The following is a 15,254-nucleotide window of genomic DNA, read 5'->3' on the forward strand; positions in this document are numbered from 1 at the left end:
CAATGAGCAGAATAGAAAGGTATAAGATAATGAGTATGAGTTTAAAAGATTTATGTGAAAAAATAGAATTACCCGAAGCAGTAATCAGCAATGTAATATTACTGGAACAAAGTTTAGAGTTGGATCAGTTAGACGAAGTGAACCTGCTTATGGATTCCGGAAACTGGGATACCGGGCTGAAAATACTGCGTACCCGGCTGGGGGAAGATAAAGAGGGATTTAAAATTCTTACCGTGATGCTTTATGCAGCATTAAAAACGAAGATGACTTATGACCGGCTGGGGATTGAGGAGTCTGTTTTCTTAGATACGATGAAATGTTTTACGAGATTTGTCAATGAATACAGGGAAAGCTATGGTGACTATGGTTTTGACCGAGATTTTTGGGTACCCAGACAGTTATCCTGTCTGTTGTTTCGGCTTGGAACTCTTGAATTCGAAATGAAAGTGATTGATAATGACGGGGTACTGGATATACACATACCCTCAGACGCTGATCTATCCAGAGAAAAGTGTGATGAATCTTACGAAATGGCAAAGCGGTTTTTTTTACATTATTTTCCGGAGTTTCAATACAAAAATATCTGCTGCAGCTCCTGGCTCCTTTCTCCTGAATTGAAAGAGGTGCTTCCGGTGGAATCAAAAATTATTCAGTTTCAGAATCAGTTTAAAATCACAGAGGTATATCCGGATAACCAGGAGTATTTGATCTGGATTTTTAAAAGTAAGGATATTCCATTTGAAAAATTGCCTGAAAATACTTCTCTGCAAAAAAATGTGAAGCGGTATCTCCTGGAAGGAAAACACATTGGTAGTGCAGATGGGATATTATAATCCCATCTGTGTTTGATACATATCATAATAAAGACCTCTTCGGGTAAGCAGTTCTGTATGGTTCCCCATTTCAGCAATTTCTCCATCTTTTAATAAGAGTATAACATCTGAATCCCGAATCGTTGATAATCGGTGGGCGATTATAAAAGAAGTACGGTTTTGTGTCAGATTCAATACGGCTTTTCGGATCTTCTGTTCTGTTCGGGTGTCTACGGAGCTGGTTGCCTCGTCCAGAATAAGGATAGGAGCATCTGCAAGGATTGCTCTGGCTATGGTAATAAGCTGGCGTTCGCCCTGGCTGAAACTGCCAACCTCTTCTCCCACTAGTGTATCATATCCGTTTGGCAGGCGGCTGATGAAACTATGTGCTCCTGCGGCTTTCGAGGCGGAAATCACTTCCTCATCCGTTGCATCTTCCCGCCCATATCGGATATTTTCCCGAATGCTTAGATAAAATAGTGCCGTGTCCTGCAATACGATGCCGAAACTGTTTCTAAGACCAGCTGTTTCGTAATCCCGCAGGTCATTGCCATCCAACAGGATGCGCCCGCCAGTTACATCGTAAAATCGTGCCAGAAGACTGATGATTGTGGTTTTTCCGGCTCCGGTGGGTCCTACAATCGCAATGCGGGTACCGGAAGGAACTGTGAAGCTTAAATCCTTTAAGATTGGGATATCAGGGTTATATCCAAACCAGACATGGTCAAACACAACTTCCCCCGTTGGATGTTCAACAGGCAAAGCATCCGGTTTGTCTGCCGGTTCAGGTGTTTCATCAAAAATATCAAAAATTCGCTCTGCCCCTGCCACAGCCGTCTGAAACACGTTGAATATGTTGGATACCTCAATGAGGGGCCTGGTAAACTGTCTGGAATACAGCAGAAAACTGGATATTACACCTACGGTAATGAGACCGCGGGATGCCATAATACCGCTGACAACAGAGATACAGATAAAACCTAAGTTGTTAATAACATTCATGATGGGCATTAGATAACCGGACCAGATCAGAGCTTTTGTTCCAACCTTGCACAGGGATTCATTGTAACTTTCAAATTCATCGGTAACCTGCGTTTCCCGTCCGAAAGCTTTTACCAGAGACAGTCCTGCTATGCTTTCTTCAATATGTCCGTTTAGAGAGCCAAGTACATTTTGCTGTTCCCGGTATAATTTCCGTGTATGTTTTGTAATTGTTTTTGTAAGCAGAAAGACAAATGGAACGGTAATCAGCGCGGTTATGGTAAGCCAGAGGTTTAACCAAAGCATAATGCAGAGAATGCCCGTTAAAGTAAAGGCGAGCATCATAAGCTGAGTTAAGGAATCTGAAATAGTAGTGCTGATATTGTCTATATCATTTGTAAGTCTGCTCATCAAATCGCCATGCTGGCTTTTGTCAAAATAAGAAAGGGGCAGGTCTTTCATTTTAGAAAATAATGTTTTTCGGATAAAACAGATTATTTTCTGGGATACGGATGCCATTAGAAAGGACTGCAAAAAGCGGATTGCCCAATCAGCAAGATACACAATAAATAATGCTGCTAACAGAAATGGTACCGGAGTTAAAGCATCAATATGATCAATAATGCGCCCAATCAGAAAAGGGGTCAGCATTGCAGAAAGAGACGCAAAACCGGATAGTAAAAAGACGGTTAACAAGCCATGACGGCGGCCTTTCGTAAGATTCCACAGCCGTAGTAATGTGCCGCCTAAGTTTCTGGGCTTAACTACAGGCAGCCCTCTTTGATGCCTCAGAGATGCTTTAGAGGGCGGTATTCCATTTGATTTAAGCTCTGGCAATTTCATCATCTCCTATCTGTGAACGGTATATTTCCTGGTATACGGTGCATTTGTTTAAAAGCTCTTCATGGTTTCCCTGGCCGCAAAGTACACCGTCTTCCATGCAGAGGATCAGATCGGACCGCATAACGGAAGAGATTCGCTGGCTGATTAAAAAGACGGTAGTGCCCTGGGAATGAGATCGGATATTGTGCATCACGGCAGCCTCGGTAGATGCATCTAATGCACTTGTGCAGTCGTCCAGAATCAGAATCCCGGGCTGACGGATCAGAGCTCTTGCAATGGACAGCCTCTGTTTCTGTCCCCCGGAGAGATTGACGCCGCCCTGACCGAGAATGGTATCGTATCCATCCGGAAAGGATTCAATAAAACTGTGGGCACAGGCTGCCTTGGCGGCTTTATAAATGGAATCATCCGCAGCTTTTGAATCACCCCAGCGGAGATTGTCAATGATACTGCCGGAAAACAAAAATGATTTCTGAGGCACAATGCCAATGTGGCTGCGCAGGTGTCCGGTTTCTACGGTACAGACATCTTGACCGCCTACAAAGACAGCACCTGCGGATACATCATAAAATCTCGGTATCATATTAACCAAGGTGGATTTTCCGGAACCGGTGGAACCGATGATCCCTATGGCAGATCCGGAGATGGCGCTAAAACTGATGTTCTGCAGTGCCATTCGTTTGGAACCGGGATAGGAAAAAGATACATCCTCAAATTGTACTTCTCCGGTCAGATTAAATTCTTTTGGATTTTTAGGTTCGGACATGGCCGGTACCTCATCTAATACCTGCTGGACACGTTTTGCTGAGGCGGTGGCCCGAACCATGCTGTTTAAAATATTGGAGACCATACTGAGAGAAAAAAGTACCTGAGTCATATAATTAACGGAAGCCATTAATTTACCAACGTCTGTTTGTTCCCCATTGCCTCCAAGCCATAGTAATACCACAATTCCGGTGTTGACGGTTAGATTAATCAAAGGGCCGAAGACGGAAGTTACACGCATGGCTGAAGTGCCGGAAGCAGCCAGTTCATCGGCGGCATTAGCAAATTTGTCTGTTTCAAAGCGCTCCCGCCCAAAGGCTTTTACAACCCGGATGGAGGTTAAAAATTCTCTGCTGACATTATTTAGCCGGTCCAGCTTTTTTTGCAGGCGTGCAAATCTGGGATAACCCAGGAGCATATTTCCAAGGATCCAGATGGAGCAGAGTATCAGAATCAGAATGATCATAGGAATCTGTTTAGGTGTCCGGGTTACGATTAAAAAAATGGCACCAATGCAGGTAATGGGGGCCTTTACCAATATCCGCATACTTCCGTTAATGAAGTTCTGAATCTGCGTCACGTCATTGGTCAGCCGTGTTATGAGGGAAGCCGGGTTAAGCTTATCAATATTTGCATAAGAAAACGTCTGGATTTTTTGAAATAGAACAGAACGCAGTTCTTTTCCGATCTGCTGCGAGGTTCGGCTTGCAAGGATATTCCGCATAACGGCACCTAAGGCGCCAAGGAGTGCCACGCCAAGCATCACCATTCCGTAATATAGAACCACGGATGTATCCTGGTATTTAACACCTTCATCTACGATGCGGGACATAAAAGCCGGCTGCAGCAGATCACAGAGCGCTTCTATTGTTAAGAAGAAGATTGCACAGCAAAAAAGCAGTAAATGTTTTTTGATCATAGAGAATATCAGTTTCAAAATGTTACCTCCCTGTCTTTTGTCAGATAAATTATATCATGAAATAGAAAAGCGTGATGGAAAAATAGTGTCTGTTATTCTATCCGATATTCTATTTGCAAGTATATCTTAAATTTTACTTAATTAGCAAACCAGCCGTGCAAAAATCTTGTCATGATAAAGAAAGTATGACATAATATACCTATTCAATATGGTATGCAAAAAGGCAGGAAAACATTTAAGGGAGTGACCGGAAATGGAGAAAAGAATGAATAAAAAGTGGAAACTGTTGATCTTGACATTAACAGCAATATGTATGTTTGGGATGCTGTCTGTTACCTCTCTGGCAGGTTTCCGGCAGACAGAAGGCGGATATCGTTATTACATGGATGGAACGGATCAATATCTGAAGGGTTTTCAGACCGTGGATAACAATACGTATTACTTCAATAAAAAAGGCTATATGCAGACCGGCTGGGTGAAAATAGGAAAAAGTTATTATCACTTCACCGACAATGGCATTATGACGAGAAATAGCTGGTATGGACCATATTTCCTGGGACGAAACGGTAAGATGGCAGTCAATAAGTGGATTGGCGGCCGGTATGTGGGAAAAGACGGTGCATGGATTCAGGGATATGATAAGAAAAGCAAGCCCGGATTTGTACAGACGGCAAAAGGAACCAAGTATAAAAAACCAAATGGTAAATATGCAAAAAGAGAATGGCTCTGGATTGGCAAGAACGGTAGTGTGACAAATGGGTATTGGTATTATTTTTATACCAACGGCATTATGGCAAAGAACACCTGGCTGAATGGGATCTTCCATATGAACAGCAAAGGACGTCTGGATACAGACAAATGGATAAGCGGGAGATATGTGGATAAGGACGGAGAGCTGGTCCGCAATGCATGGGTAAAAAATACATATTATGTGGGTTATGACGGCAGAAAATACCGCAGCATGTGGATCGATGACCATTATGTGGGCAGCAATGGTAAAATGGTGAAGAAAAGATGGGTTGGTAATAAATATCTGCAAAAGGATGGTACGCTGGCTAAAGATAAATGGATTGGTGAGCGCTATGTGGATGTGAACGGCAACTGGATAAAAAATAAAAAGAAATAAGATACAGATATTAAAAAGCTGTCGGTCATTTGGCCGGCAGCTTTATTACGCGAAAAACGAAAAGCAGTAGTACGTAAGACAATGTTAAGAGGATTGCTAATGAAAACAGCTCGATCAGCGGAGGGGGAACAAATCCCAGTGAATGTACCGACTGTCTTGCGAAAAGAATAATGCCGATGCTGAGCACCAGTGCCAGCACAGGAAGAACGATGGATGCCTGCACATGGAAGGAATAGTCATATTCCTTTTTCAGGGAACGCAGAGCCATAAATGCTATAACCAGTTCACTTGCCAGTAAGCCCCAGAGATACCCGGAGATTCCAAACAGGGGGACAGCGAACCATACAAAGCCAATTCTGAGCAAAAGACCGATGGTGCTTTGAATAAAAGTAGTAGTCGTTTTGCCAAGTCCATTTAAAACACTGGTCAGGGTAGTGGTCAGATAAAGAAACGGACAGATCCAGGAAAGCGTTAGGATAAAAGGACCAGCCAGATCACTGTGAAACAATACCTCACCCATTTCATTGCCCAGTGCAAGGAAAACTCCGGTGCACAGAATTCCAAGAATCAGGCTGTATTTAATCGTATTTTCAATGGTTACGGTAATTCGCGTACCGTCCTGGGCGGACTGGGCTTCGGAAACGGTGGGCAGCAGTAAAGTAGACGCGGATGCGGTAATTGCGGATGGAAATAATATGAGCGGTATCGACATACCGGTCAGGACGCCATATGTACTCAGTGAAGTAGAAACATCCATTCCATATACTCTCAGGCGAAGGGGTATAAAAAGTGCTTCCATGCTTTGCAAAAGGTTTAGCAGTACGCGGTTTAAAGTAAGGGGTGTAGATAAGGATAACATCTCCTTGAAATTGGTTACCATAGAACTGGTTGGAGAATCCTTGTAGTTTTCATTTCCAAAGTGTACGGCGATAACCGTACTGCATAACAGGAATGAAACCACTTCTTCCGTAACCATACCATATACGGCAAGTGCTGGTGTGATGGCAATTCCTTTTTCAATAAAGATAATGTAAAGAACGTATGAAGTTCCCATGCGGACCAGGGATTCAATCAGCTGGGAGATAGCAGGTACATTGGTGCGGCGAAGTCCATAATAATATCCGTTAATACAGGAGTGAACCGCGGCAAAAGGAACCGAGTAGGCAAGCAGGCGCAAAAGTTCGGCACATCGTGTCTCTTCCAGGAAATGCACGGATATAAAATCAGCATAAAAGAAGAGGACATAGCAGGCAAGTGCGGATAGAGCCAGAGAGATAGTAAGACCGGTTATGAATATATTCCGGGCACCTTTTTTATCACCAACCGCCATTTTTCCGGATACGAATTTGGAGATGGCAGTCTGGATACCGGAAGCAGTCAGGGAACAACTCATAGCATAGATTGGGAAAATTAACTGGTAAATCCCCATTCCTTCCGCACCGATTGTATAAGAAAGGAATATTCTATAGAAGAAGCCGATGATGCGGCTGGCGAAACCGGCAAGGGTCAGAATGATGGCTCCCTTAATGATAATATGCTTTTTGTTCATAGGAAGTCTCCCACAAGTTTTCTTTAATATATATTCGATATAAGTGCTTGACAGAACTATGCAGTGGTGTTATATTTTACCTATGAAATCCGAGTAAATTACTGGGGATTAAAGTCAAATCCGCGGCAGCAAGCTTGGCGGGGGGATTTGTTCGATGCTCTGCTTCGATCCGTGCTAAACGTGCGTTACCGGCGCACAGCACTCCTCGCGGCAGTCGCCAGGTGGATGTGCCCGCACATCCGTTTGGCTCGTTGCCCGCGGAAATAAATTTTAAGAAGGTGAGCAGATGAAGCTTTCTACAAAAGGCAGATATGGGCTTCGTGCGCTGATAGATTTGGCGATGTACAGTGAAAAGGAAGCAGTGTCCATCAGCAGTATTGCAGCCAGACAGAATATTTCGGAGAGCTATTTGGAACAATTAGTAGGAAAGCTTAAAAAAGCAGGAATCGTACTTAGCATCCGCGGAGCTCAGGGCGGCTACAAGCTGGCAAAACCCGCATCCGATATATCAGTAGGTGACATCTTAAGAGCTTTGGAAGGGAATCTGGATGCCGTAGAGTGTCCGGGACTGAAAGAAGAAAACGGATGTGAAGGCGCAGATCTATGTGTCACCAAATACGTATGGCAGCGTATCAATGAAAGTATAAGCCACGCAGTGGACGAAATGAAATTGGATCAGTTAGTAGAAGAAAGTAAAAAAACAAAAAATAAAGGGCAGCAAAAATCAAAAGCATGTGAAAATTAAGGAGATGGTTATCATGAAGAAATTAATATATCTGGATAATGCGGCTACAACTAAAACTGCTCCGGAGGTAGTGGAAGCAATGCTTCCTTATTTTACGGAGAATTATGGGAATCCATCCAGCATTTATGAATTTGCAGGTGTCAGCAAAAAAGCCGTGTCACAGAGCAGAGAAATTATTGCAAAAGCATTAGGCGCAAATGACAATGAGATCTATTTTACCGCAGGAGGCTCAGAAGCAGATAACTGGGCACTTAAGGCTGCAGCTGAAGCATATCAGTCAAAAGGAAACCATATCATTACCACAAAAATAGAGCATCATGCCATTCTTCATACGGCTGAGTATCTGGAGAAAAACGGTTTTGAAGTGACTTATCTGGATGTAGATGAAAATGGTGTAGTGAAACTGGAACAGCTAAAGAAAGCAATCCGTCCCACCACAGTCCTCATTTCTGTTATGTTTGCAAATAATGAAATCGGAACCATTCAGCCGATTAAGGAAATTGGAGAAATTGCCTGTCAAAATGGCATTCTTTTTCATACAGATGCGGTACAGGCTTTTGGACAGCTTCCGATCAATGTAGATGAATGTCATATCGATATGTTAAGTGCAAGCGGACATAAGTTAAACGGACCAAAAGGGATCGGCTTCTTATATATCCGTAAAGGTGTGAAAATCCGCTCTTTCGTTCATGGCGGAGCACAGGAGAGAAAAAGACGAGCAGGTACAGAGAATGTACCGGGCATTGTGGGGCTTGGAGCAGCGGTACAACGTGCTGTAGATACTATGGAAGTAAGAACGGCTCAGGAAATAAAATTGCGGAATCATCTGATTGAACGGGTGCTAAAGGAAGTGCCGTATACAAGATTAAACGGACACCACACATTGCGTCTTCCTAACAACGTGAACTTCAGCTTCCAGTTTGTTGAAGGAGAATCCTTACTGATCATGCTTGATATGGAAGGTATTTGCGGTTCCAGCGGTTCCGCCTGCACATCCGGTTCTCTGGATCCGTCCCATGTATTACTGGCAATCGGGCTTCCGCATGAAATCGCCCATGGTTCATTGCGTTTAACATTGAGCGAAGAAACCACAATGGAAGACATTGACTTTGTAGTAGAAGTCATAAAGAAAATCGTTGAAAAGCTGCGCAGCATGTCACCGCTATATGAAGATTTTATGAAAAAGGCAGTACGTAAATAAATATAGATAAAAATCATAGATTTGAGAAAAATAATAGAACAAGTGATAACAGGTCACAGAGAATATGGAGGAAACTTAGAATGTACAGCGAAAAAGTTATGGATCATTTCCAACATCCAAGGAATGTGGGAGAAATAGAAAATGCAAGCGGTGTAGGTACCGTAGGAAATGCAAAATGTGGAGATATCATGAGAATTTATCTGGATATCGATGAAAATAAGATTATCCGCGATGTAAAATTTAAGACTTTCGGATGCGGCGCTGCAGTTGCTACCAGCAGTATGGCAACGGAACTCGTAAAAGGCAAAGATATAAACGAAGCACTGAAGATTACAAATAAAGCAGTAATGGAAGCCTTAGACGGACTTCCGCCTGTAAAAGTACATTGTTCCCTGCTGGCTGAAGAGGCAATTCATGCTGCACTGTGGGATTATGCTGAAAAGAACCACATTCAGATAGATGGATTGGAAAAACCAAAGTCAGATATTCACGAAGGTGAAGAAGAGGAACAGGAAGAGTATTAATGGAAAAGAAAAAAGTAGTCGTAGGAATGTCCGGAGGAGTTGATTCCTCCGTTGCGGCCTACCTGTTAAAAGAGCAGGGATATGATGTAATTGGTGTCACCATGCAGATATGGCAGGATGAAGACAACGAAGTGCAGGAAGAAAATGGCGGATGCTGCGGGCTGAGTGCAGTAGATGATGCCAGAAGAGTGGCGCAGGATCTTGAGATTCCATACTATGTAATGAACTTTAAGTCGGAATTCAAAGAAAATGTGATGGACTATTTTGCAAAGGAATATCTGCAGGGAAGGACCCCCAATCCTTGTATCGCCTGTAACCGTTATGTGAAATGGGAATCTCTTTTAAAAAGAAGCCTGGACATCGGAGCGGATTATATAGCCACTGGGCATTATGCCAGAGTGACACAGCTGCCAAATGGCAGATATACATTAATGAAATCAGCAACAGCGGCAAAGGACCAGACATACGCATTATATAACCTTACTCAGAATCAGCTTGCCCATACCCTAATGCCGGTAGGGGCATATACCAAAGACGAGATCCGCGAAATTGCAGACAAGATCAATCTTCGTGTAGCACATAAACCGGACAGTCAGGAGATCTGTTTTGTTCCGGATAAAGACTATGCATCATTTATCGAAGAATATTCCGGAAAGCGGATACCCCAGGGTAATTTTGTAAATACAAAGGGAGAAGTGATCGGACGTCATAAAGGAATTACCCATTATACAATCGGTCAGCGTAAAGGATTAAATCTGGCAATGGGACATCCTGTTTTTGTGGTGGAAATCCGTCCGCAGACAAATGAGGTGGTTATCGGTGAAGGAGATGAGGTATTTGGACATACGCTCTATGCTAATCATCTGAACTTTATGTCCATTGAAGATCTGGATGGGGAGATGGAAGTAATGGCGAAAATCCGTTATAACCATAAAGGCTCTCCCTGTACCGTAAAAAGAGTAGAAGAGGATAAAGTACTCTGTACTTTCCCGGAACCGCAAAGGGCCATAACACCCGGACAGGCTGTAGTTTTCTATGACGGCGACTATGTGCTTGGGGGAGGTACCATCCTGTAGCGGACTGGTGCAGCATTATGCGATGAGGTACCGGAGCGTGTTTGAAAGGAGTATTCAAGATGAAATCAGATTACCATCTGCATACCTGGCATTCCGCAGATTCGGAAGCGCCCATGCGTTCCATGATCGAAGAAGGCATACGGATTGGACTGAAAACCATGTGTTTCACCGAACATATGGACTATGACACCCCAAAGGAAATGGGGGATTTTGAATTAAATACAGAAGCATATTTTAATGAATACCGGTGCTTAAAAGAAGAATATCAGGATAAAATGGAATTGCTTTTTGGCGTAGAATTGGGATTGCAGGCACATCTTGCAGAAAAACACGAAGCCTATGTGCAGAAGTATCCTTTTGATTTTATTATCGGTTCCTCCCATGTGGTCAGGGGATGTGATCCCTATTATCCCAGCTTCTTTGAGGGAAGGACAGAAGAATCCTGCTATCTGGAGTATTTTGAATCTATTGAAAAGAACATACGGGCATTTTCTGATTTTGATTCATACGGGCACCTGGATTATGTAGTCCGTTACGGGCCTAATAAAAACCGGGATTATTCCTATGAAAAGTATCGGGAGATTCTGGATGGCATCCTAAAGCTGCTGATTGAAAAAGGGATTGCCCTGGAAGTAAATTCCGGCGGGATCAAGTATGGACTTGGAGAGCCGAACCCATCGGTGGATGTGATCAGGGCTTACCGGAAACTGGGCGGAGAATTGATCACCCTGGGGTCAGATGCCCATACACCGGAATACCTGGCTTATGAATTTAAGAAGCTTCGGCAGATTTTAGAAGAATGCGGTTTTACCCGTTATACCGAATTTCGGAAAAGAAAACCGGAATTTGTAGAACTTACGAATATATAAGGCGTATATGAGGTACGGAAGCTTGTCTCCTGCGGGGCAATCTATAACAAAAAGACATGTTTCCCCGCTAATATGCCATTTTTAATGTGCAGGTATACAGAAATTTGTAAAAGAAGCATAAATTTTGAAATTGCACTTGAATTTTAGAAGGAAATTAGGTAAAATAGCAAATAGGTTGATGTTTCTTTAACAATCTTAATGAAACTCTAAACTAACCAGGTACATATAATATGCTCCCGGTTATAATATTTTATTCTTAGGAGGAATTAAATCATGGCAGTAAAAGTAGCAATTAATGGTTTTGGACGTATTGGACGTCTTGCTTTCAGACAGATGTTTGGCGCAGAAGGATATGAAGTAGTTGCAATCAACGACTTAACAAATCCTAAAATGTTAGCACACTTATTAAAATATGATTCAGCTCAGGGTAGATATGCATTAGCTGATAAAGTTACTTGCAGCGAAGATTCCATCACAGTAGACGGAAAAGAAATCAAAATCTACGCACAGAGAGATCCTAAAGATCTTCCTTGGGGCGAATTAGACGTTGACGTAGTTCTGGAGTGTACAGGCTTCTTTACATCCAAAGATAAAGCTTCTGCTCATATTGCAGCAGGTGCTAAGAAAGTTGTTATTTCTGCTCCAGCAGGAAATGACCTTCCTACAATCGTTTACAATGTAAACCATACAGAATTAAAAGCAGAAGATACTGTTATTTCAGCAGCTTCCTGTACAACAAACTGCTTAGCTCCTATGGCTAAAGCTTTAAATGACTTAGCTAAAATCAAAACTGGTATCATGGCTACTATCCATGCTTACACAGGAGATCAGATGACTCTTGACGGACCTCATCCAAAGGGAGATTTAAGAAGAGCTCGTGCAGCAGCAGCTAACATCGTTCCTAACAGCACAGGCGCAGCAAAAGCTATTGGTTTAGTTATTCCTGAATTAAACGGAAAATTAATCGGATCTGCTCAGCGTGTACCAGTTCCAACAGGTTCTACTACTATCTTAACAGCAGTTGTAGAAGGAACAGTTACAAAAGAAGATATCAATGCAGCTATGAAAGCAGCAGCTACAGAATCTTTTGGTTACACAGAAGAAGAATTAGTATCCAGTGATATCATTGGAATCAGATTCGGTTCCCTGTTTGATGCTACACAGACAATGGTACTGCCATTAGATAACGGCACAACACAGGTTCAGGTAGTTTCATGGTATGACAATGAAAACTCCTACACAAGCCAGATGGTTCGTACAATCAAATACTTCTCTGAATTAGCATAATTCAAGCAAAACAGAGATAACAAGTTAGATCCTGAAGGGTCCGGTCTTAGGACTGGACTCTTTTGTGGTTTTGCTGGTGCATTTGATCATATTCAACCAATTTAACAGTACGTATTCTGCTCCACAGTTGTGTTCCAATGATTGCGGAGCAATAATATAAAGTTCATAATTATAATAAATAACCCAGGAGGCAGATACACATGCTTAATAAAAAATCAGTAGATGATATTAATGTAAAAGGCCAGCGCGTACTGGTTCGTTGTGATTTCAACGTACCATTACAGGAAGGCAAAATTACAGATGAAAACCGTTTGGTTGCAGCTCTTCCTACAATTAAGAAATTAATTGCTGATGGCGGAAAGGTAATCCTTTGCTCCCATCTTGGAAAACCCAAGGGCGAGGCAAAACCGGAATTATCTTTAGCTCCAGTTGCAGTTCGTTTATCCGAATTGTTAGGACAGGAAGTAAAATTTGCAGCAGATCCTGAAGTAGTAGGAGCAAATGCAAAAGCAGCTGTTGAAGCAATGAACGATGGGGATGTAATTCTTCTTGAAAATACACGTTACAGAGCAGAAGAAACAAAGAATGGCGAAGCATTCAGCAAAGAATTAGCTTCTCTTTGTGATGTATTTGTAAATGATGCATTTGGTACTGCCCACAGAGCACACTGCTCAAATGTAGGGGTTACACAGTATGTGAAAACAGCTGTTGTAGGATACTTAATGCAAAAAGAGATTGATTTCTTAGGAAATGCAGTAAATAATCCGGAGAGACCATTCGTAGCGATCCTTGGCGGATCCAAAGTTTCCTCTAAGATTTCTGTAATCAACAACCTGCTTGATAAAGTAGATACTTTAATCATCGGTGGTGGCATGTGCTTTACATTTGCAAAAGCACAGGGCATGGAAATCGGTAAATCTTTAGTTGAGCCGGATTACCTGGATTACTCCAAAGAAATGGTAGAAAAGGCAAAAGCAAAAGGCGTAAACTTATTACTGCCGGTTGACTATATTGCAGCAAAAGAATTTTCAAATGACTCTGAATTCCGTACAGTAGAAGGAAATTTAGATGCAGATGAAATGGGACTTGACATCGGACCTAAATCCGCTCAGATGTTTGCAGATGCATTAAAAGATGCGAAAACAGTAGTATGGAACGGACCAATGGGATGCTTCGAAATGTCCAACTTCGCAGGCGGAACAGTTGCAGTAGCAAAAGCACTTGCTGAGATTGATGCTACAACAATTATCGGCGGCGGTGATTCTGCAGCAGCAGTTAACCAGCTTGGATTTGGTGATAAAATGACTCATATTTCAACAGGCGGCGGCGCTTCACTTGAATTCCTGGAAGGAAAAGATCTTCCCGGAGTAGTAGCTGCAAACGATAAATAAGATTCAGTATAACTATAAAATCCGGGCAATATCATATCTGCCGGATTTGAAGAAAACAGGAGAATAAGAAAAATGGCAAGAAAGAAAATTATCGCAGGAAACTGGAAAATGAACATGACTCCAAGTGAGGCAGTTGCATTAGTAAATGAATTAAAACCATTAGTAGCAAGTGAAGAAGTAGACGTAGTATTCTGCGTACCTGCAATCGACATTATCCCGGTTATGGAAGCAGCTAAAGGATCCAATATCCAGGTTGGTGCTGAAAATATGTACTATGAAGAAAAAGGCGCTTACACAGGAGAAATCTCACCTGCAATGTTAACAGATGTTGGTGTTAAATATGTAGTTCTCGGACATTCTGAAAGAAGAGAATACTTTGCAGAAACAAACGAAACAGTAAATAAGAAAGTATTAAAAGCTTTCGAACATGGAATCACACCAATCGTTTGCTGTGGCGAAACATTAGAGCAGAGAGAACAGGGCGTAACCATCGACTTCATCCGTCAGCAGATCAAAGTTGCATTCTTAAATGTAACAGCAGATCAGGCTAAGACAGCTGTAATCGCTTACGAACCAATCTGGGCAATCGGAACAGGTAAAGTAGCAACAACAGAGCAGGCTCAGGAAGTTTGCGCTGCAATCCGTGTCTGCATCGGCGAAATCTATGATCAGGCAACAGCAGAAGCAATCCGCATTCAGTACGGCGGATCTGTATCAGCATCAAGCGCAGCAGAATTATTTGCTCAGGCAGATATCGATGGCGGCCTTGTAGGCGGAGCAGCTTTAAAACCAGACTTTGGAAAAATTGTAAATTACAAATAATTTATAGTTAAATAGATATAATTAATCAAACCCTCCGGCATCTTGCCGGAGGGTTTTTAAAGCTCTGATGTGAAAAACATGATTGTGTACAGCTGTTATGCCGGATGCATATTTTCGTAAAAGGTATAACCATTCCGGCCCAGTTTTGACTTTCTTTCATATAAAGCTTGGTCAGTCTTTGATATAATCAAAAAAGTTTTTATTGTAAGTGTGGCACAGATTGTTGCATAATCATCACCATAGTAGCGTATTTGCATATTGCTGCATAAAAGCATCTCATGGGGAGAAAACCCCAAATTTGAATTGCAGCCCCTCTGCGTTTAGTGCTATAATATACAACGTAA

13 protein-coding genes are annotated in these 15,254 nt (G+C 42.3%); 10 read left to right on the forward strand and 3 right to left on the reverse strand.

Features of this window, described 5'->3' with window-relative positions; genetic code table 11:
• The first annotated feature begins 2 nt into the window (after window positions 1-2).
• Window positions 3-833, forward strand: coding sequence for an acyltransferase domain-containing protein (locus RHS_RS04615; RefSeq protein ID WP_052430636.1), 831 nt, complete (start codon window positions 3-5; stop codon window positions 831-833).
• On the opposite strand, the gene RHS_RS04620 is transcribed toward RHS_RS04615, so the two are convergent.
• Window positions 828-2,630: an ABC transporter ATP-binding protein gene (locus RHS_RS04620; RefSeq protein WP_044293413.1), complete on the reverse strand. Its 1,803-nt coding sequence runs from the start codon at window positions 2,628-2,630 to the stop codon at window positions 828-830. The genes RHS_RS04615 and RHS_RS04620 overlap by 6 nt on opposite strands.
• The gene (locus RHS_RS04625) at window positions 2,617-4,338 is read right to left on the reverse strand and encodes an ABC transporter transmembrane domain-containing protein (protein WP_047832473.1); all 1,722 of its coding nucleotides are present in this window, start codon (window positions 4,336-4,338) and stop codon (window positions 2,617-2,619) included. The genes RHS_RS04620 and RHS_RS04625 overlap by 14 nt, the downstream gene beginning before the upstream one ends.
• 235 nt (window positions 4,339-4,573) lie before the next feature.
• Here RHS_RS04625 and RHS_RS30105 point away from each other — a divergent pair, with 235 nt between their 5' ends.
• On the forward strand, window positions 4,574-5,446 hold the full coding sequence (locus RHS_RS30105) for a hypothetical protein (RefSeq protein ID WP_052430634.1): 873 nt from the start codon (window positions 4,574-4,576) through the stop codon (window positions 5,444-5,446).
• A gap of 25 nt (window positions 5,447-5,471) precedes the next feature.
• On the opposite strand, the gene RHS_RS04635 is transcribed toward RHS_RS30105, so the two are convergent.
• Entirely contained in the window at window positions 5,472-6,995 is a 1,524-nt protein-coding gene (locus RHS_RS04635; RefSeq protein ID WP_027293844.1) for a polysaccharide biosynthesis protein, read from the reverse strand.
• Window positions 6,996-7,281: 286 nt separating this feature from the next.
• Between RHS_RS04635 and RHS_RS04640 the strand changes: the two genes are divergently transcribed.
• The 8 genes from RHS_RS04640 (at window position 7,282) to tpiA (ending at window position 14,910) form a co-directional block, all read left to right on the forward strand.
• Complete coding sequence (locus RHS_RS04640) at window positions 7,282-7,740, forward strand: Rrf2 family transcriptional regulator (RefSeq protein WP_027293845.1); 459 nt, start codon at window positions 7,282-7,284, stop codon at window positions 7,738-7,740.
• Between the two features lie 13 nt (window positions 7,741-7,753).
• Complete coding sequence (gene nifS / locus RHS_RS04645) at window positions 7,754-8,941, forward strand: cysteine desulfurase NifS (protein ID WP_027293846.1); 1,188 nt, start codon at window positions 7,754-7,756, stop codon at window positions 8,939-8,941.
• An 80-nt stretch (window positions 8,942-9,021) separates the two neighbouring features.
• Window positions 9,022-9,465 carry a Fe-S cluster assembly scaffold protein NifU gene (nifU, locus tag RHS_RS04650; RefSeq protein WP_027293847.1) on the forward strand — a complete coding sequence of 148 codons (444 nt, stop codon included), beginning with the start codon at window positions 9,022-9,024 and terminating at the stop codon, window positions 9,463-9,465.
• Window positions 9,465-10,541: a tRNA 2-thiouridine(34) synthase MnmA gene (gene mnmA / locus RHS_RS04655; protein ID WP_027293848.1), complete on the forward strand. Its 1,077-nt coding sequence runs from the start codon at window positions 9,465-9,467 to the stop codon at window positions 10,539-10,541. Before nifU ends, mnmA begins: the two co-directional genes overlap by 1 nt.
• 59 nt (window positions 10,542-10,600) lie before the next feature.
• Window positions 10,601-11,410: a histidinol-phosphatase HisJ family protein gene (locus RHS_RS04660; protein WP_047832474.1), complete on the forward strand. Its 810-nt coding sequence runs from the start codon at window positions 10,601-10,603 to the stop codon at window positions 11,408-11,410.
• 273 nt (window positions 11,411-11,683) lie between these two features.
• Complete coding sequence (gene gap / locus RHS_RS04665; protein ID WP_027293850.1) at window positions 11,684-12,697, forward strand: type I glyceraldehyde-3-phosphate dehydrogenase; 1,014 nt, start codon at window positions 11,684-11,686, stop codon at window positions 12,695-12,697.
• A 200-nt stretch (window positions 12,698-12,897) separates the two neighbouring features.
• Window positions 12,898-14,088, forward strand: a complete 1,191-nt coding sequence (locus tag RHS_RS04670; RefSeq protein WP_044292868.1) for a phosphoglycerate kinase — start codon at window positions 12,898-12,900, stop codon at window positions 14,086-14,088.
• Window positions 14,089-14,160: 72 nt separating this feature from the next.
• Window positions 14,161-14,910 (forward strand): triose-phosphate isomerase, encoded by a 750-nt coding sequence (gene tpiA / locus RHS_RS04675; RefSeq protein ID WP_047832475.1) that lies wholly within the window; start codon window positions 14,161-14,163, stop codon window positions 14,908-14,910.
• Window positions 14,911-15,254 lie beyond the last annotated feature (344 nt).

This window comes from Robinsoniella sp. RHS (assembly GCF_001029355.1).
In the GTDB taxonomy this organism is placed as follows: Bacteria; Bacillota; Clostridia; order Lachnospirales; family Lachnospiraceae; genus Robinsoniella; species Robinsoniella peoriensis.